The following is a 14,249-nucleotide window of genomic DNA, read 5'->3' as shown; positions in this document are numbered from 1 at the left end:
GCCAATATAGGCGACCCGCCCCGTCGTGGGAAGGGCTACTTGCAGCGCTGGGCGAGCATCTTGACGACTTCGACCTTTTCGCTCTGCACGGAAGGCAGGAACCGCTTGGCAAAGTCCGCGATCTGCGCCGTCGGACTCGTGGCGGCAGAAACAAGTGCCGGCTCGATCTTCGCCAGCACGGCCTCGTACGTCTTCGTCGACTCGCAGGTCGCCTGCGGAGTGCGCACCGTCTTGGACATCTCCTGCACGTCGCCGGCCAAGGCCGCCGAGATGAAGAAGTTGGCGAGGACGATCACCTGATTGTTCGTTGTTCCCGAGGAAAGGATGGCATCGCTCATCTGGATCAGGAGCGCGTTGTCCGGCGGAGTCGCCGAGCGAACCTCGTCAGCGGAGCGCACGAGCATTGCTCCGTATGTGTTCTTGGTCTCGACATCGGACAGCCCGTTGACGGTCGACGCCAGCGAGGTCGCCTCGCGGTACTTCTTCCCGTCGAGCAACGACTTTACCACCCGCATCAGCGCGTCGGTCTTGGTATCGTCGACCATGATCATCTTGCGGGCGGTGGCCACCGACGAGTCGGACTGGCCGGTCCACCCGTACGCGATCGCCAGCTCCTCGAGGATGTCGGCGCGGCTGTCGTACTTGGCGGCACCGCGCTTGGCCCACATCAGGTACTTGGCGGTGTCCGGCTTCTCCTTCGCGGCGTAGAGGATCTTGGCGTAGAAGTTGGTGTCGGCCTTGGTCGAGTCGATCGAGAAGAGCTCCTCGAGCGAGGCCACGGCGCAGCCGAGATCGCCCTTGCCGATGCAGACGTTGCTCTTCAGGTCGTACCAGTCGGTGTTGGCCGGATCCATCTTGATCCCTTCGTCGACGACCTGCATCGCGGCGTCGGGACGGCCGTAGCCCTGGAAGACCTTGTACGACTGGTCGCGCAGGAGCTGGTTCGTCGGCGCGACGCGCAACATCTGCTGGTACGTCTCGACGACCTTGGCCGAATCGCCCTTGTTCGCGTGAATGGACGCAATGTGCTGCCACGCCGTCAGCGAGTACTGGTCGGCCTTGGTGACATCCTGCCACGCCTGCATGGTGGCGGCACCAGCCGAGTCACGCTTGCTGGCGATTTCGGCGAGGCAGTAGCTCGCGAGACCGTGGCCGGGCTGCGCGCGGAACGCCTTCTGGGCCGCCTCGTTGGCCTTGTCCAGCTTGGTCGTGCTCTGATCGAGGCAGGCCTTGGCGTCATTCCATCCCTTGAGCGCCGGGACGATCGCCTCGCCAGCCTTGCTGCCGAAGTCGGCCAGCGGCTGACCGGGCGCCTGCGCAATGGTCACCACATGCCCGACATCGAGCGAAGCGCTCGAGCCGGAGACGCGGACGATGAGCGAGAAGCGGCCGTCGGCGCCCTTGCTCAGCGTCGAGGTCACCACGGTCCGCGCGTCGATCTGGTTCGCCAACCGCATCGCGGACGTCGCGTTCAGGACTTCATTCTCGGCGAAGCCATAGGCAGCGAGCGCCGTGTTCATGTCGCGCTTGGTCAGCACCGTGAACGTCCCGGTCACGGACTTCGTGATCTTGTCGCGCATCCCATCGCCGATCGCCACCGAGGCGGCCGAGTCGGTCGAGGTCGCGAGGGCCGGATTGGCCACCATGATGCGCGGCGGCGGCGCAGCAGTGCGCCCACCGATCGAAGTATTGGCGCGGATCTGCGAGGGGGCCGGCGAAGCCGAGGCCACTGTCGCGATGAGCGTGATCGACATGACGTGCTGCAACATCCCGTAGACCTCCGTGAGGTACGCCCTAAAAGACGGTCGAAGTGGCGTGCACAGACACGCCGGTATGGGCGAAGAGGGATTCGAACCCCCGACATCCTGCGTGTAAGGCAGGCGCTCTAACCAGCTGAGCTATTCGCCCGCAGTCCTGCCGATCAGGCCAGCAGAGCCAGCGGGAAGAGGACGCAGTAGCCGAGGACCAGCAGCACGGCGGCCGCGCTGGCCGAGCCGCTGACCAGGACCGCGTAACCTGCCACCAGCGTCAGCAAGGCGACCCCGAGCAGGAGCAGATTGCGGCGCGTGAAGAGCGTCGTCGGACGCCCGGACTGCGTTTCTGAGTTTGGCATAGCTCAGGAGCCTAGCGGTTCAACTCGGGTGGGTCAAGCGGAATCGGCAGAAATTCGTCAGTTGTAATCGGTTCGTCATCCGGCGGCAGGCTCCAGCCCACGTTGAGCGCCTCCCGCCGCGGTGCATCGAGGTGCCGACGATACGCCTTGGCCCAGGCCAGGAGCAGTGCCAGCACCACCCAGACCCCACCCGTCGCCAGCCAGATTCCCCAGTTGTACCGCCGACGGGTCGCCAAGTGCCATGTGTCGGCAAATCGGTCCGCGCTGAGGCCGGTCGTGGCCAGCACCGCCTCCTCGAAGGGGGTGCCCCCCGCCAGCCGCTGGAGGAGCGGATCGAGCGTGCCCGTCGGGTGCCGTCGCCCGAGCTCGGCCACCGCCGACGCGGCCAACGCGTAGGCCGCCGTGGCATCCCCTTCACTGCCCCGCAGCGAGGCATCGAGCGCTGCGAGCGTCGGCACCCGACCAGCAGCCACCGCCAGGTTGAGCTGCAGCGCCGCCAATCCGCCGTACTCGCGGGACGCCAACACGGCATACCCTTCGTCGAACCAGAGTGGGACGCGGACCTTCACCTTGCGGTGGAGTGCCACGTGGGCGAGCTCGTGCCGAAGGGTGACATCGACGTCACCGCCATCGGCGCGGAGCAGCACCATGCCGCTGTTGGGAAGGGCCATGCCGGCGCCCCAGGAGGGGAGTCGGCCCCGGGACCACCGCTGGAAGGTCGTGCGATCGGGGACGATCGCCAGGGTGATCGGCCCCAGCGCGATCCGACCGAGGCCGAGCCACTGCTGCGGCGCGGCTGCGACCGCACCCAACCGCCGGCCGAGGGGCTCCAGCCGGGGGACGGTCACCACGGTGACATTCCCGACCGTGAACTCGACCGCGCGGGGGGCCGGCCCGCCCTGGAGGGCGAGCAGCAGGGTCAGGACGGGGACCAGCGTGGCGGCGTCCCTCCGGCAGCCGTGACGGTCTCCAGATCGCGACACCGCGTCTGGTGCGGCGAGTGCCGGATGCCGGCCCCGACTCGCCACGCCTCGCGCGCGTCCGCCGGCGCGCCGGCATGCCAGAGGGCGATCCCGAGCTCGGCCCACCCCTCCCCGAGGTTCGGCCCCAGGGTCACGGCGCGGCGGAGCGACTCCACGGCGGCGCCGAAGTCCTCGCGACGCAGCGCGACCACGCCCAACCAGTAGTGGGCATAGAGGACCGCGCGAGGATCGGCACTCGCGCCCGAGGTGACGTGGCTCAGGTGGACGGCGGCCTCGTCGAGCTGATCGCGCTGCAGCAGGGCCACGCCGACCGCGACCCGGGCGAGCCCGTTCGCCGGGTCGGCCTCGAGCATCGGCCGGCAGAGCGCGACCGCCGCATCGACCTCGCCGGTGCGCACCAGCGCCCACGCCAAGAGCGCCCGCGCCGTCGTACTGGTGGCGTCCCGCGCAATCGCCTCGCGGAGTGCGGCCGCGGCCGCCGTCCAATCCGCTGCGGCCAACGCACTCCAGCCACGTTCGATGTAGCTCGACGCGCCGATATGGTCATGGCGCACCGACGCGGCCGCCTCACCGGGCAACGTCTTGAAGCGATCGACCAACTCGCGGATCGACTCCTTGAACGTGGCAAGCTCCGCGATCAACGTCTCGGCGCGCCGGAACAGGGTGACGATGTCGGCCTTGATCAGTGCGCGCTGTTCGGCCGAGGGTGCGGTCGCCAGTGCCGACGCGAGTCGCGCGTATTCTGCCTGCAGTGCCGGCAGGGTCTCGTCGCTCATTGACCCGCCCGGGAACCACTGAGGTTGGCCCGCGCCAGCGCGTGCTCAGGGTTGAGACGCACCGCTTCCTCCCAATGCTGCCGGGCCGTGGCCATGTCGGCCCGCCGGCAGGCCAGATTGCCGAGCTTGAAGAAGAGGTCGTCGCCCAGGGCCGGTTCGAGCTTCGCGGCGCGCAGGTAGGCCTCCTCCGCCTCGTCCCATCGTCCCGCCCGATAAAGCAGGTCGCCGAGGTTCTTGGAGATCTGCGGAATGGTCGGATCTTCGCCAAGCGCGTGGCGCAAATGCGCCTCGGCCTCACCCACTTCACCGGACGCCTCGAGCAGGACCCCCAGCGACGTGCGCAGCACCGGATGATCCGGGTACTGGGTGACGCCCTCACGCACGGTGGCGAGGGAATCCTGCCACGCCTCGGAAAGCGCCTGGGCGCAGCCGCAGCCCCAGTACCAGCGGGCCGGCGGGATCGCGGTACCAATCAGGTCGCGTGCCCGCGCGAAGCGCTCCAGCGCCGACGGCCCCTGGGCACGGCGCAGCGCAAGCAGGCCCCAGCCGATCCAGAGTCGCGGGTCGTCCTTCTCGCGCTGGATCGCCTCGGAGAGGGCGGCGTCGGCCTCGTCGAGTCGACCAAGCGCCTCGAACGCGAGGGCAAGGTTGTGGAGCACGGCGGGGCGCGGACCGCTGCGCTCGGCCGCGAGCTTCAGTTGGGTGATCGCGTCTTCCCAGCGCGCCTCGCGCAGCGCGATCAGCCCGAGGTGGAACGGTCCCTCACCATTCTCCGGCCGCAACTCCGACACGCGGCGGAACTCGCGGTCCGCTTCCGCCAGCATGCCGGTGCGATAGAAGGCAATGCCGAGGTTGCGATGCTCGTCGAGGCGCGAGCCACTCTCGCGTGCGGGCGCGGCGGGCGCCGTGGCGACCCGCCGGAGGCGGCCAGCGCTCAGCAGTCCATACAGGACGCGGCACACCTCGAAGTCGGTCAGCCCGGTGGAGTCCATCAGGTCGCGGGCCGTGCGAATGCCATCGAGCAACGGCAGCAGGCGCCGCTCCGTCTCCACCAGTGCCTCATCACCCTCGGCACCGCCGCGGACATCGCCCTCGAGCGCGAAGACCGCATCGAGCGAAGGGATCTTCTTGGCGATGACACTCCACTCGTCGACGCGTCGAGCGCCCTCGAGCAGCAGTCCGTCGGGATTCAGCCGCAGCGCCGCCTCGGGATCCTCGGGGCGTACGCCGGCCTCGAACGAGAAGGTCCCGCTGGTCCAGGTGAAGAGGGTGTAGATCGTCTCCTCGACCTGTCGGCGGACTTCGCCCTCGACGTCCTCGGGGGTGAGGTAGCCCAACTGACGCAGGACGGCCCCAAGACGCTGCCCCGGCATGGCCTGCTGCACCGCGATGGCCTGCGCCAACTGCTCGGGACGCAGACGCCCGGCCGCGAGAAGGCGCTCGCCGAGGCGATCGGGGCGCGAGACCATGCCGGCGAAGGTGATCCAGCCGTCGTCAAACCAGATCGAACCGAAGTTCCGCTCGTTGGCCACGGAGAGGCAGCCGGTGCGGCGCCCCAGGAAGAGCAGTTGCACGACGTCGGCCAGCGACGCTTCGCGGAGTGAGCCCTTGATCGCCATCAGCTCCACTCCTCCATCAACCGTTCGGCGATGTCGGGCCACGTCTCGATCATCTTCTCACGGGACCGAATGGCACCACCACCCGGGGCGAGGAGTCCGCTGCCTCGCCGGGGCGGTCGGGGCGCCGGAGCGGCAGTGCCATCGAGGATGCTGCGCGCGGTGATCAACGTCAGCGGCGCCTGGCGCTCCTCCGCAGCCGCGAGCAGTCGTTGCACCAGCTGCTGCGTATCGCGGAGGGTGACGGCGGGGCGAGCGGCGAGATAGTCGACCAGATCGGCGTCGTTCGCCAGGGCGCCGAGGAGGCGAACCACCTCCTGCACGCGCGCCTCCCGATCCGGGGCCCCAAGCTCGAGCACGAGTCCGCCGGCGAGCCGCGTCGCGAGTCGCGGCTCGAACCCCTCCAGTTGCGACGGCGTGACCGTGGTGGTGAAGGCCATCTGCCGTCCCGACTCGAGCAGCAGGTTGTACAGCAGGTACAGCTCCTCCTGCGAACGCTCCTTGCCGGCAAGGACCGCGACGTTGTCGAGCAGCAGCGCGTCGACGCGTCGGAGCCGATGCCGCCAGCGCGTGATCGAGCCATCGGCGAGGGCGGCCACCAGGTCGTCGACGAACTGCTTGGCATCGAAGACGGCCACACGCTTGAGGCCGGCGGCGCGCAATTCGTGGCCAAAGGCATGGAGTAGATGACTCTTGCCGGTGCCCGAACGCCCGACGATCACCATCGGGTTGTAGCGCTGCCCGGGGGCGGTCGCGGCGGTGTGGATCGCCTCGACGACATGTCGCGACGTCTGCCCGACGGCAAAGGCGGCGAGCGTGTAGCGTGGGACCGGGCCGGGCAGCGGCGCACCGCTCTCGCGCGCCTCCTCGACGAGTGCTTCCGCCTCGGCCAGGAGGTCCGGGTCGTGCAGCGATTGTTCGGAGAGCAGCGCGGGGGCGAGCGTCTCGATCTCCTGCCGGAGGACGCGCAGCCGTTCAACGTCGGCCTCGTACTGGGCGAGGATTTCGGCGGGATCGACGGCGACCTCTTCGGCGAGGAGTGCCTCGAGGCGCGAGGTCCGCATCCCTTCGGCGCCGAAGCGCAGCATTGCCTCGGTGATCCGCTGCCGCCACCGATCAACCTGGACCGCGACCGTCGCCGAGAGATCGGAGAGGAAGTCCGAGAACTCGTCAAGCGCCGGGGACTCGTCCGCCGCCACCACTGTCGACTCCGCGACCACCGGCTCGACCACGACGGCACCGTGCCCCAGGCTCAGCATCAGTTGGCGCACCTGGTCGCTCGCGAGCGGTGCGGTCTGTACGGCCTGCTGCGCCACGAGGCGGTTGTGCGCACCCAGGAGCTCGCGCACGGTGGTGATCGGGAGCTGGGCGACGACGTCAAGCACTTCCGGCGCGAAATGCACCTGTCGGTCGTTGCTGCGACGGGTGAGGATCGCGAGGCGGGTCTCGTAGTCCGGTGCGCCAATGTCGATCACCAGACCGCCGGCAAAGCGGCGAATCAACCGCTCATCCAGCGACTGGATCTCCTCGGGAGGACGGTCACCGGCGAGGACGATTTGCCGGTCCGCGGCCATCAGCAGATCCATCAGGCGGAGCAGCTCAGCCTGCAGCTCGCGGCGGTCGGAGAGCAGCTGTGCGTCATCCAGCAGGACGACGTTTGCCTCGGTAAAGCGGCGCCGATAGGCCTCCGCCTGCCCTGCCGCAATCGCCGCCTGGTAGGCCTCGACGAAATCATCGACCGTGACGTACTCCACCACGCGCGAGGCATCGATCGCCAGTGCCTCATTCCCGATGGCCATCAGCAGGTGTGTCTTCCCGAGGCCCGGGCGGGCATAGATGAAGAGCGGGTTGTACACCGCCCCGGGCGACTCGGCGACGGCCTTCGAGGCAGTGAAGGCGAGTCGGTTGGCCGAGCCGACGACGAAGCTCGCGAACCGTGCGTGAGGATTCAGCATGCGCCCCTCACGTCGCCGTCTCAGGCAAGGCAACCACCTGGCGCATCACGGTTCCGATGAGCGACTGCAGTGCGCGGAAGACGCCTTCGCCCCGCGCGAGATCGCAACGGAAGAGCGGCGCGTGCTCCGGGTTGAGGATCGCGGCGAGCACGGGCTCTTCCAACAGCAATTCCTCGGGCAGGTCCTGCTTGGTCACCACGAAGACCACCGGCAGCACGCGCGTCGTCCCGTTCCCTTCGGGCCATTGCGCGTGGAGCGCGGCAAGCGCCGCGACGTTGGCCTCGAGCCGGCTGGCCTGCGCATCGACCACGAAGAGGACGCCATCGGCTTGGGCCAGCACCAGTCGCCGCGTGGCGTCGGCCTGCTCTTGCGCCGGCACGGCGTAGAGGTGGACGCGCGTGCGCCACCCCGCGACGTCACCCAGGTCGAGCGGCACCCAGTTGAGGGGCAGGCCGACATCGGATGGCTCGCCGAGCGGTTCCTCGTCGCCGCGGTGCGCCACCGCGATCCGTTCGTGAATGGCCCGCAGCAAGGCACTCTTCCCGGCGCGCGCGGCGCCATACACCACCAACGTGAGCGAGAGCGTCCTGGCATCCTGGTCGAGGCGCGCCATGCTCAGCTCCCCCCGAAGAGGGCGCGCAATGACGCGTCGAGTTCGCGCTCGAATCCTTCGGCCAGCACCTCTCGCACCGGCACGCTGCGCGGGGCGGCGGCCGCGAGCCGCTCGACGAAGCGCTGGAAGAAGAGCCGGACGAGGCCAACCGTGGATTGCTCCCCGAACGCGACCAATGCGATCCAGCGTCCGCGCGGCGTGTCGAAGCCGGCGAGCCAGAGGCCGCGTTGCACGCCTTGGTGCACCACCACCCGGTAGCCGCCGGTGGCATCCACCATCCGCGCAAGTTCGCCGGTTGTGGCCAGGATGCCGGCGCCGAGCGAGGCCGCGGCCATGACATCGAGCGACCGGGCGAAGCCATGTTGGGCGATGACCTGGCCGGAGGCCGTGGTGATCAAGGCGAGTCGAGCCGCGGACTCACGCAGGAACTCGGCGAGCGGCGCCTCCACCCAGGGTTCGAGGACGCGCATCAGTCCACCGCCCCGGCGAGATCGCCCAACAACACCCGCAGGCGACCCACCTCGGCACCAGGCTCCGCGACCGCCACCAGCCAGAGCGGAGAGCCGGCGTCGACGGCGAGCAAGGTGCCGCGGTCACCCGCGAGATGGATCAACCGCGGTGGAGCGGTCGGAATGCTGCGCGCCACGCGCGTGGCGCGCGAGACCAGCGCCGCAACGAGTGCGGCCACATCGGCGCCGTCCAGTTGATCCATCGCCGCCTCGGCCACGACGAGACCGTCATCGCTCGCCACGAGCGCGGCGCCCCGCACGCCGGGGATCGCGATCACCTCGCACAGCAGCCGTTCCCACCGCTCGAGACTCATTCCAATCCACCGATCCACTGCGTTGCCACGCCAGCGGCGCGCTGTGCGATGGCCAGCAGTCGGCCGATCGGCGTTGCGGCGCTCCGCACGGCGAGGAGTGCGGCGCCAGCGGCGACCGGGACCACCGCGAGGCGAGCGTCGGCACACTCGACGACCAGATGCTTGACGCCGCCGAGGCCGAGAAGCCGCGCGCTGCGGGTCGCTTCACGGAGCAACCCGGCCGTCTCCGCCGCCGCCGCATCCGCGGCGTCGTCATTGCGCTCGGGACCAACGCCTCCACTCAGTCGCATCCCGTCGGCGTCGCAGAGAAGCAGTCCACTGGCCGGATCATCGAGTCGAACTGGTTCATCCGCGGGCCCAGACGGGCGACGACTGCGCACCCGGTCGAGCGCGCCGAGCAACGCGGCATCGTGCGGCGCGCGGGCCACGGCCAATTCGAGATGCCGCTCGGCAGCCGCGAAGTCGTGGCCGCGGAAGGCGAGGAAGGCGAGCCCCTTGAGCGCGCCCAGGTGACCGGGCTCGCAGGCGAGTGCGGCGCCCCACGCCTCGGCGGCGGCGCGGTCATCGCCCCGATCGGCCTCGATGCGACCGAGCAAGTCATGGCCGGCGGCGAGGGTCGGCCATTGACGCAGCCCGTTCATCGTGACGGTCGCGGCCGCGTCGAGTTGCCCATGCTGCCGCAACCGTTCCCCGAGGTCGAGGAACGACGGCGCGCCCACAGGCGTCGACGAAGGGGAGAACGAATCACTCACGATGGTCGTGCAATGCCTCCAGCATGGTGCGTGCGGCGGCGATCAGGGCCCCGGCTTCCTGCGCCAATGTCGGGTCGGCCTGTTGCCAAGCTTCCCACGCGCGGATGGCGCGGTCGAACCGCCCTGCCCCGACTTCAGCGAGGCCTAGCAACCGCCACGCCTCGCGATCGGAGCGGACACTGCCGACCCGCTGTTCCAACAGCGCGACCGCGTCGTCGTAGCGGCCCGCCTCGATGGCGGCGCGCGCCGCCAAGGCGTCGTTGGCCGGTGCCGCCGCCAGTTCAAGTATAGTGGCCCCCTGCAGTGCCCGGACGCGATCACCAACGGTTTCCAGCGGCTCGTCGAGGGTTCCGGCGATGGCACTGACGTCCCGGCGTCCATCCACCGCATCGAGGATCCGCCAATCAAGCGGATCGAGCTCCGGTGGCGTTCCCAGCGCGAGCCGATCATCCGCCACAAAGACCGGAATGGCGTGGAAGTCGTCGAGAAGGGCCGCCAATTCCACCCGCTGCGACTCCCGCCCGACCAATTCCAGCAGGATGGTGTCGACCGCGATGTCGAGCGGTCCGTCGCGGACCGGCTCCTCGGCGAAGTCGAATCGCCCCCGCGTCCAGTGCAGCATCGCCGCAAGGGTCCGCATCGCGAGTTCTTGCCGCATCGCGTCGCGCGACTCGGCTGCGAGGTCGGGTCGGATCGCATCGGTGATCGAGAGGTGGCGTGCCACCAGGGCTCGTTCGACGGCCGCCTCGCCCGCGTCGGGTTCGACCGAGACGACCCTGCCGGCGCACAACCTGACCGTGCGCGGTGCCGCCGGATCCAGTCCGACCACCTGCAAGGTCCCGTGCCGCGCGCCGCGTCCCAGCAGTTGCAGCACCTCGACCAACCCGATCTCGTGCAGTGGCCCGTGCATCGGTCAGCCCGCCCGCGCGGCAAAGAGCGCGGCGAGTTGACGTGCGGAACGGGCGTGGCGGCGAGACATCGCGCCGAGCGGGCTCTCCGGATCGGTGCGGTCCACCGCCTCCCAGTCCGCCAGCGCTTCATCGTATCGGCGCAGCTTGGCCAGCACGACGCCGCGGTGGAAGAGGGCCGCGGGTTGTGCCGGATCGCGCACCAGCACTTGATCGAAGACGGCGAGCGATTCGCCCAGATGTCCGGTCTCGAGCAGTGAACGACCAAGCGCCAGCAGCACCTCGTCGGTGCCGTCGGACGCGCCGGGACGCTCGCTCCCCGCCGGGAGCTCGACCGGGAGACTGCCGGGCACCGGCGTCAACAGCCATACCTGCGGCAGGTACCACGGCGAGAGCAGCAGCCCACGACGCGTCGCGGCGAGCGCGGCCGCGGGGTGACCGAGCCTGTCATGCGCGAGGCCGAGGGTGAAGTGCGCGCGGGCCAGATCGTGCTCGAGTTCCACGGCGACTTCAAGCGACTGCAGGGCATCGGCGGCCGCACCGTCGAGGAGTGCCGCGTAGCCCGCGAGGGCATACAGCGCCGCCGTGGGTGCACTTGCCGTCAACGCCTGCGCGATCGCGCGACGCGCGGCTGGCACGTCGCCGCGCCGCAAGAGGGCAAGCGCATGATTGTGCGTGGCCCACGGGGCACCGCCCGCGATGGCACGGTGCCACGCACTGGTCGCGGCGTCCTGCTCGTGGCGTTGTTCGTGGAGCACCGCCAGCCCGTCGGACGCGGCCGCCGCGAGATGCGAGACGGAGACGGCGGCGAGGTAGCAGGTCTCCGCGACGGCGAGGGCGCCTTCGCGGTGCGCCGCGACGGCGGCCGCCAATGCCGATGCCCCGCCGGAGATGTCGACCGGCGGGTGCCGGGTCGCGCTGGCCGGGGCGAGGAGGAGCCCATCGTTCCGGCCCGTGACCAGCCGTTCGAGCGTCTGCCACGCCGCACGTGGTGCGCCGGGTTGCGCCACGGCCTCCCGCACGGCCTCGATCGCCGCCGCGTGGCTGCCGCGACGGGCCGCAAACCAGGCGAAGTTGGTGAGCGTCGCGGGAGAGGCCGCGCCGAGGCGTCGGCGCAGCGCCGCGATGCGCGCCGCTTCCGGACCCTCGGGGGTGGCCATCTCAGTCGAGCCGGATCGCCTCGAGGATCGCCTGGATCGAGGCCTGGTCAGGCATCAACAGAAACGCACCGGTCAGCGGCGCCTCCGCGCCTTCCGCGCGGAAGGCTGTGTCGACACAGAAGACCAGGTCCGATCGCGACTCGTTCGGATCGACGGTCGCCGCGATGGCGTCGGCAGTCCGACCGATCGTCAACGAGGGCACGGAGGGGAGCAGCATCATCCCCATGAAGTTCGACAGCGCGGTCAGGTAGGCCGAGCAGACGATGTTGCCGACCTCCTTGAGCCCGGACTGCTCGAGTTCGCCGAGGGCGCGTTGCGGACCGATCGGACGGCGGAGGATCAAGTCGCAGAGTCGCGTCGCATCGGCCTCGCCGAAGACCAGCAGCGAGCGCCCGGTGAGGTCGCCCAGCATCCGCATCGCCACCACGGCGACATGGTCGCCAAAGAGCGACACCATCGCCGGCACTTCGCCGAAGTTCACGCGCCGCACTTGCGGCACCGAGATCATGATCCGCCGATCGGTGAGCTGCGACAACGCCGTCGCGGCATGCCCCGCGCCGATCGTGGCCACCTCGCGCAGCCCATCGCGCCGGAGAGTGTCGAGGTCATTGGGATTCGTCATCTGCGCTCCAAGGAGAGTCGGACAAATCGATGATCGATCATCGATCATCGATCATCGATTCCTACACTACGCTGGCCAGGTCGAGCAGCAACGCCGGTCGCCCGTTGTCGAGGACCGTGGCGCCGGTGATCCACCGTGGCATCCCGCGCGGTCGATCCAGCGGCTGCACCACGGCATCGACCTGGCCGTGAATCGCATCGGCCAGGAGGGCGACCCGCTGCCCGTTGGCTTCGAACACCAGCGCCGGACGTCGAGCCGGCGGCGCCTCGCCGCGATAGAGCAGCAAGCGCCGCAGGTCGAGCACCGGGATCAGCTCGCCGCGCAACTCGATGACCGCCCGGCCATCAACGTGTTGCACCGCCTCCGGCTCCCATGGCAGGAACTCGGCGACGTGCGTCAGCGGCATCACGTACCGCTCCTCACCGATCGAGGCGACCAGCGCACGGACAATGCCGAGCCGGGTCGGCAACCGCACCACGAAGGTCGTTCCCCGCCCGGGCACCGTGGTGAGCGATAGCGATGCGCCGAGGTCATGCAATCGAGACGCCACGACATCGAGCCCGACGCCGCGGCCGGAGACATCCGTCACCGAGGCGGCGGTGCTGAAGCCGGGGCGCGCCAGCACGGCGAGCAAGCCGTCGTCATTGAGCGAAGCATCGGATTCGAGAATCCCCTGCGCCACCGCCCGCGCGGCGACGGCCGCTCGATCGATACCGCGGCCATCATCGCTCAGTTCGAGCACCACCGAATCCCGGTCACGGCGTGCCTTGAGCGTCACCGACCCGGCGGGGCGCTTGCCGAGCGCGCGGCGCACGTCCGGCGACTCGAGGCCGTGGTCCACGGCGTTTCGCAGCAGGTGGATCAGCGGTTCGGCCAGTTGATCGAGCACGGCCCGGTCCACCTCCAGCGCCTCGCCCTGCACCTGCACCGTCACCTCCTTGCCAAGCTGCCGGGCAAGGTCGCGCACGATCGGCGGAATTCGCTCGAACACCTCGCTCAAGGGGGCGAGGCGAACATGGAGAATCCGGTCCTGGAGCGTGTCGAGGCGGCGCGCCATCACCTGCGCCGCACGAGCCACCGGCGAGAGGGTGTCCCGCTCGGCGTGGCGTTCGAGTTCCTGCCGAGCGGTCACCAACCCGCCGAGGTCCTCGAACAGCGCGTCGAGGCGATCGAGGTCGACGCGGACGATGCGGGCCGGTGCGGCGGCCTGTTCGCCCGGTGCAGCCTCCCCTTCGGCCGCGGCGGCGGCTTCGCAGCCGAGGGCGATCTGGTCGAGGGTCGCCTCGAGGTCACGAAGCCAGGTCCGGTCCGCCGGGTCCCCGCTGTCGCGCACGGCGACCAGCGCGCTCTCCGTGGTGTGCGCCAGTTCGGCGATCGCCTCGTATTCGAGCGAGGCGGCCATTCCTTTGATGGTGTGAAGCGTGCGGAAGACTTCGTCGGCCGGGGCGCGCTCGGCGGGGGCGTCGAGCCAGGCCGCGAGGGCGCGGCGCGCGCCGGCCAGCAGCGAGCGCGACTCCGCCGCGAAGAGCGCGACGTACCGCGCCCGCCGCGCCTCGGTCATCCCGCCATAACGCGCTGGACGGCCTCGAGGACGCGGGCCGGCTGGAACGGCTTGACGACGAAGTCCTTGGCGCCGGCCTGAATCGCCTCGACCACGAGCGCCTGCTGCCCCATGGCGGAGCACATCAGGATCTTGGCGTCGGGGTGGGCCGTGACGATCGCCCGGACGGCGTCGATTCCGCCCATGTCCGGCATGACGATGTCCATGGTCACGATGTCGGGGAGGAGCGCCTTGTACCGCTCGACGGCCTGCAAGCCGCTTTCGGCCTCGCCGACGACGTCATAGCCGGCCCCGGTGAGAATGTCGGCGATCATGGTTCGCATGAAGATCGCGTCGTCGCAGATGAGCACCCGATGGGCCACGCTGG

At 69.8% G+C, this 14,249-nt stretch carries 15 protein-coding genes and 1 tRNA gene; all 16 read right to left on the bottom strand.

What is annotated here, in order from left to right:
• Positions 1–35 precede the first annotated feature (35 nt).
• The 16 genes from IPP98_15235 to IPP98_15160 all read right to left on the bottom strand — a co-directional run bounded on the left by IPP98_15235 (position 36) and on the right by IPP98_15160 (position 14,244).
• On the bottom strand, positions 36–1,769 hold the full coding sequence (locus tag IPP98_15235) for a hypothetical protein (GenBank protein ID MBL0180448.1): 1,734 nt from the start codon (positions 1,767–1,769) through the stop codon (positions 36–38).
• A gap of 65 nt (positions 1,770–1,834) precedes the next feature.
• Positions 1,835–1,908 (bottom strand) — tRNA-Val (locus IPP98_15230).
• Positions 1,909–1,921: 13 nt separating this feature from the next.
• Positions 1,922–2,113, bottom strand: a complete 192-nt coding sequence (locus IPP98_15225) for a hypothetical protein (protein MBL0180447.1) — start codon at positions 2,111–2,113, stop codon at positions 1,922–1,924.
• Between the two features lie 11 nt (positions 2,114–2,124).
• Positions 2,125–3,096: a hypothetical protein gene (locus IPP98_15220; protein MBL0180446.1), complete on the bottom strand. Its 972-nt coding sequence runs from the start codon at positions 3,094–3,096 to the stop codon at positions 2,125–2,127.
• Entirely contained in the window at positions 3,033–3,872 is an 840-nt protein-coding gene (locus tag IPP98_15215) for a tetratricopeptide repeat protein (protein MBL0180445.1), read from the bottom strand. The genes IPP98_15220 and IPP98_15215 overlap by 64 nt, the downstream gene beginning before the upstream one ends.
• Positions 3,869–5,491, bottom strand: coding sequence for a DUF4388 domain-containing protein (locus tag IPP98_15210; protein MBL0180444.1), 1,623 nt, complete (start codon positions 5,489–5,491; stop codon positions 3,869–3,871). Before IPP98_15210 ends, IPP98_15215 begins: the two co-directional genes overlap by 4 nt.
• Entirely contained in the window at positions 5,491–7,443 is a 1,953-nt protein-coding gene (locus IPP98_15205) for an ATP-binding protein (GenBank protein ID MBL0180443.1), read from the bottom strand. Before IPP98_15205 ends, IPP98_15210 begins: the two co-directional genes overlap by 1 nt.
• Before the next feature lie 7 nt (positions 7,444–7,450).
• Complete coding sequence (locus IPP98_15200) at positions 7,451–8,056, bottom strand: GTPase domain-containing protein (GenBank protein MBL0180442.1); 606 nt, start codon at positions 8,054–8,056, stop codon at positions 7,451–7,453.
• Between the two features lie 2 nt (positions 8,057–8,058).
• Positions 8,059–8,526: a hypothetical protein gene (locus tag IPP98_15195; protein MBL0180441.1), complete on the bottom strand. Its 468-nt coding sequence runs from the start codon at positions 8,524–8,526 to the stop codon at positions 8,059–8,061.
• The gene (locus tag IPP98_15190) at positions 8,526–8,879 is read right to left on the bottom strand and encodes a roadblock/LC7 domain-containing protein (GenBank protein ID MBL0180440.1); all 354 of its coding nucleotides are present in this window, start codon (positions 8,877–8,879) and stop codon (positions 8,526–8,528) included. Before IPP98_15190 ends, IPP98_15195 begins: the two co-directional genes overlap by 1 nt.
• The gene (locus IPP98_15185) at positions 8,876–9,631 is read right to left on the bottom strand and encodes a roadblock/LC7 domain-containing protein (GenBank protein ID MBL0180439.1); all 756 of its coding nucleotides are present in this window, start codon (positions 9,629–9,631) and stop codon (positions 8,876–8,878) included. Before IPP98_15185 ends, IPP98_15190 begins: the two co-directional genes overlap by 4 nt.
• Positions 9,624–10,541: a DUF4388 domain-containing protein gene (locus IPP98_15180; GenBank protein ID MBL0180438.1), complete on the bottom strand. Its 918-nt coding sequence runs from the start codon at positions 10,539–10,541 to the stop codon at positions 9,624–9,626. The genes IPP98_15185 and IPP98_15180 overlap by 8 nt, the downstream gene beginning before the upstream one ends.
• 3 nt (positions 10,542–10,544) lie before the next feature.
• Positions 10,545–11,699 (bottom strand): tetratricopeptide repeat protein, encoded by a 1,155-nt coding sequence (locus IPP98_15175; protein MBL0180437.1) that lies wholly within the window; start codon positions 11,697–11,699, stop codon positions 10,545–10,547.
• Between the two features lies 1 nt (position 11,700).
• Positions 11,701–12,321, bottom strand: a complete 621-nt coding sequence (locus tag IPP98_15170) for a chemotaxis protein CheC (GenBank protein MBL0180436.1) — start codon at positions 12,319–12,321, stop codon at positions 11,701–11,703.
• A gap of 61 nt (positions 12,322–12,382) precedes the next feature.
• Complete coding sequence (locus tag IPP98_15165) at positions 12,383–13,882, bottom strand: chemotaxis protein CheW (GenBank protein ID MBL0180435.1); 1,500 nt, start codon at positions 13,880–13,882, stop codon at positions 12,383–12,385.
• Positions 13,879–14,244: a response regulator gene (locus tag IPP98_15160; protein MBL0180434.1), complete on the bottom strand. Its 366-nt coding sequence runs from the start codon at positions 14,242–14,244 to the stop codon at positions 13,879–13,881. Before IPP98_15160 ends, IPP98_15165 begins: the two co-directional genes overlap by 4 nt.
• Between the last annotated feature and the right edge of the window lie 5 nt (positions 14,245–14,249).

Source organism: Gemmatimonadota bacterium (assembly GCA_016720805.1).
In the GTDB taxonomy this organism is placed as follows: Bacteria; Gemmatimonadota; Gemmatimonadetes; order Gemmatimonadales; family GWC2-71-9; genus Palsa-1233.
This window is presented reverse-complemented; position numbering and strand designations above follow the sequence as displayed.

Bases quoted from the DNA above. Each gene is read 5' to 3' on its own strand.
- IPP98_15235 (MBL0180448.1), bottom strand. From the start codon at position 1,769: ATGTTGCAGCACGTCATGTCGATCACGCTCATCGCGACAGTGGCCTCG.
- IPP98_15225 (MBL0180447.1), bottom strand. From the start codon at position 2,113: ATGCCAAACTCAGAAACGCAGTCCGGGCGTCCGACGACGCTCTTCACG.
- IPP98_15215 (MBL0180445.1), bottom strand. From the start codon at position 3,872: ATGAGCGACGAGACCCTGCCGGCACTGCAGGCAGAATACGCGCGACTC.
- IPP98_15210 (MBL0180444.1), bottom strand. From the start codon at position 5,491: ATGGCGATCAAGGGCTCACTCCGCGAAGCGTCGCTGGCCGACGTCGTG.
- IPP98_15205 (MBL0180443.1), bottom strand. From the start codon at position 7,443: ATGCTGAATCCTCACGCACGGTTCGCGAGCTTCGTCGTCGGCTCGGCC.
- IPP98_15200 (MBL0180442.1), bottom strand. From the start codon at position 8,056: ATGGCGCGCCTCGACCAGGATGCCAGGACGCTCTCGCTCACGTTGGTG.
- IPP98_15195 (MBL0180441.1), bottom strand. From the start codon at position 8,526: ATGCGCGTCCTCGAACCCTGGGTGGAGGCGCCGCTCGCCGAGTTCCTG.
- IPP98_15190 (MBL0180440.1), bottom strand. From the start codon at position 8,879: ATGAGTCTCGAGCGGTGGGAACGGCTGCTGTGCGAGGTGATCGCGATC.
- IPP98_15180 (MBL0180438.1), bottom strand. From the start codon at position 10,541: ATGCACGGGCCACTGCACGAGATCGGGTTGGTCGAGGTGCTGCAACTG.
- IPP98_15175 (MBL0180437.1), bottom strand. From the start codon at position 11,699: ATGGCCACCCCCGAGGGTCCGGAAGCGGCGCGCATCGCGGCGCTGCGC.
- IPP98_15170 (MBL0180436.1), bottom strand. From the start codon at position 12,321: ATGACGAATCCCAATGACCTCGACACTCTCCGGCGCGATGGGCTGCGC.
- IPP98_15165 (MBL0180435.1), bottom strand. From the start codon at position 13,882: ATGACCGAGGCGCGGCGGGCGCGGTACGTCGCGCTCTTCGCGGCGGAG.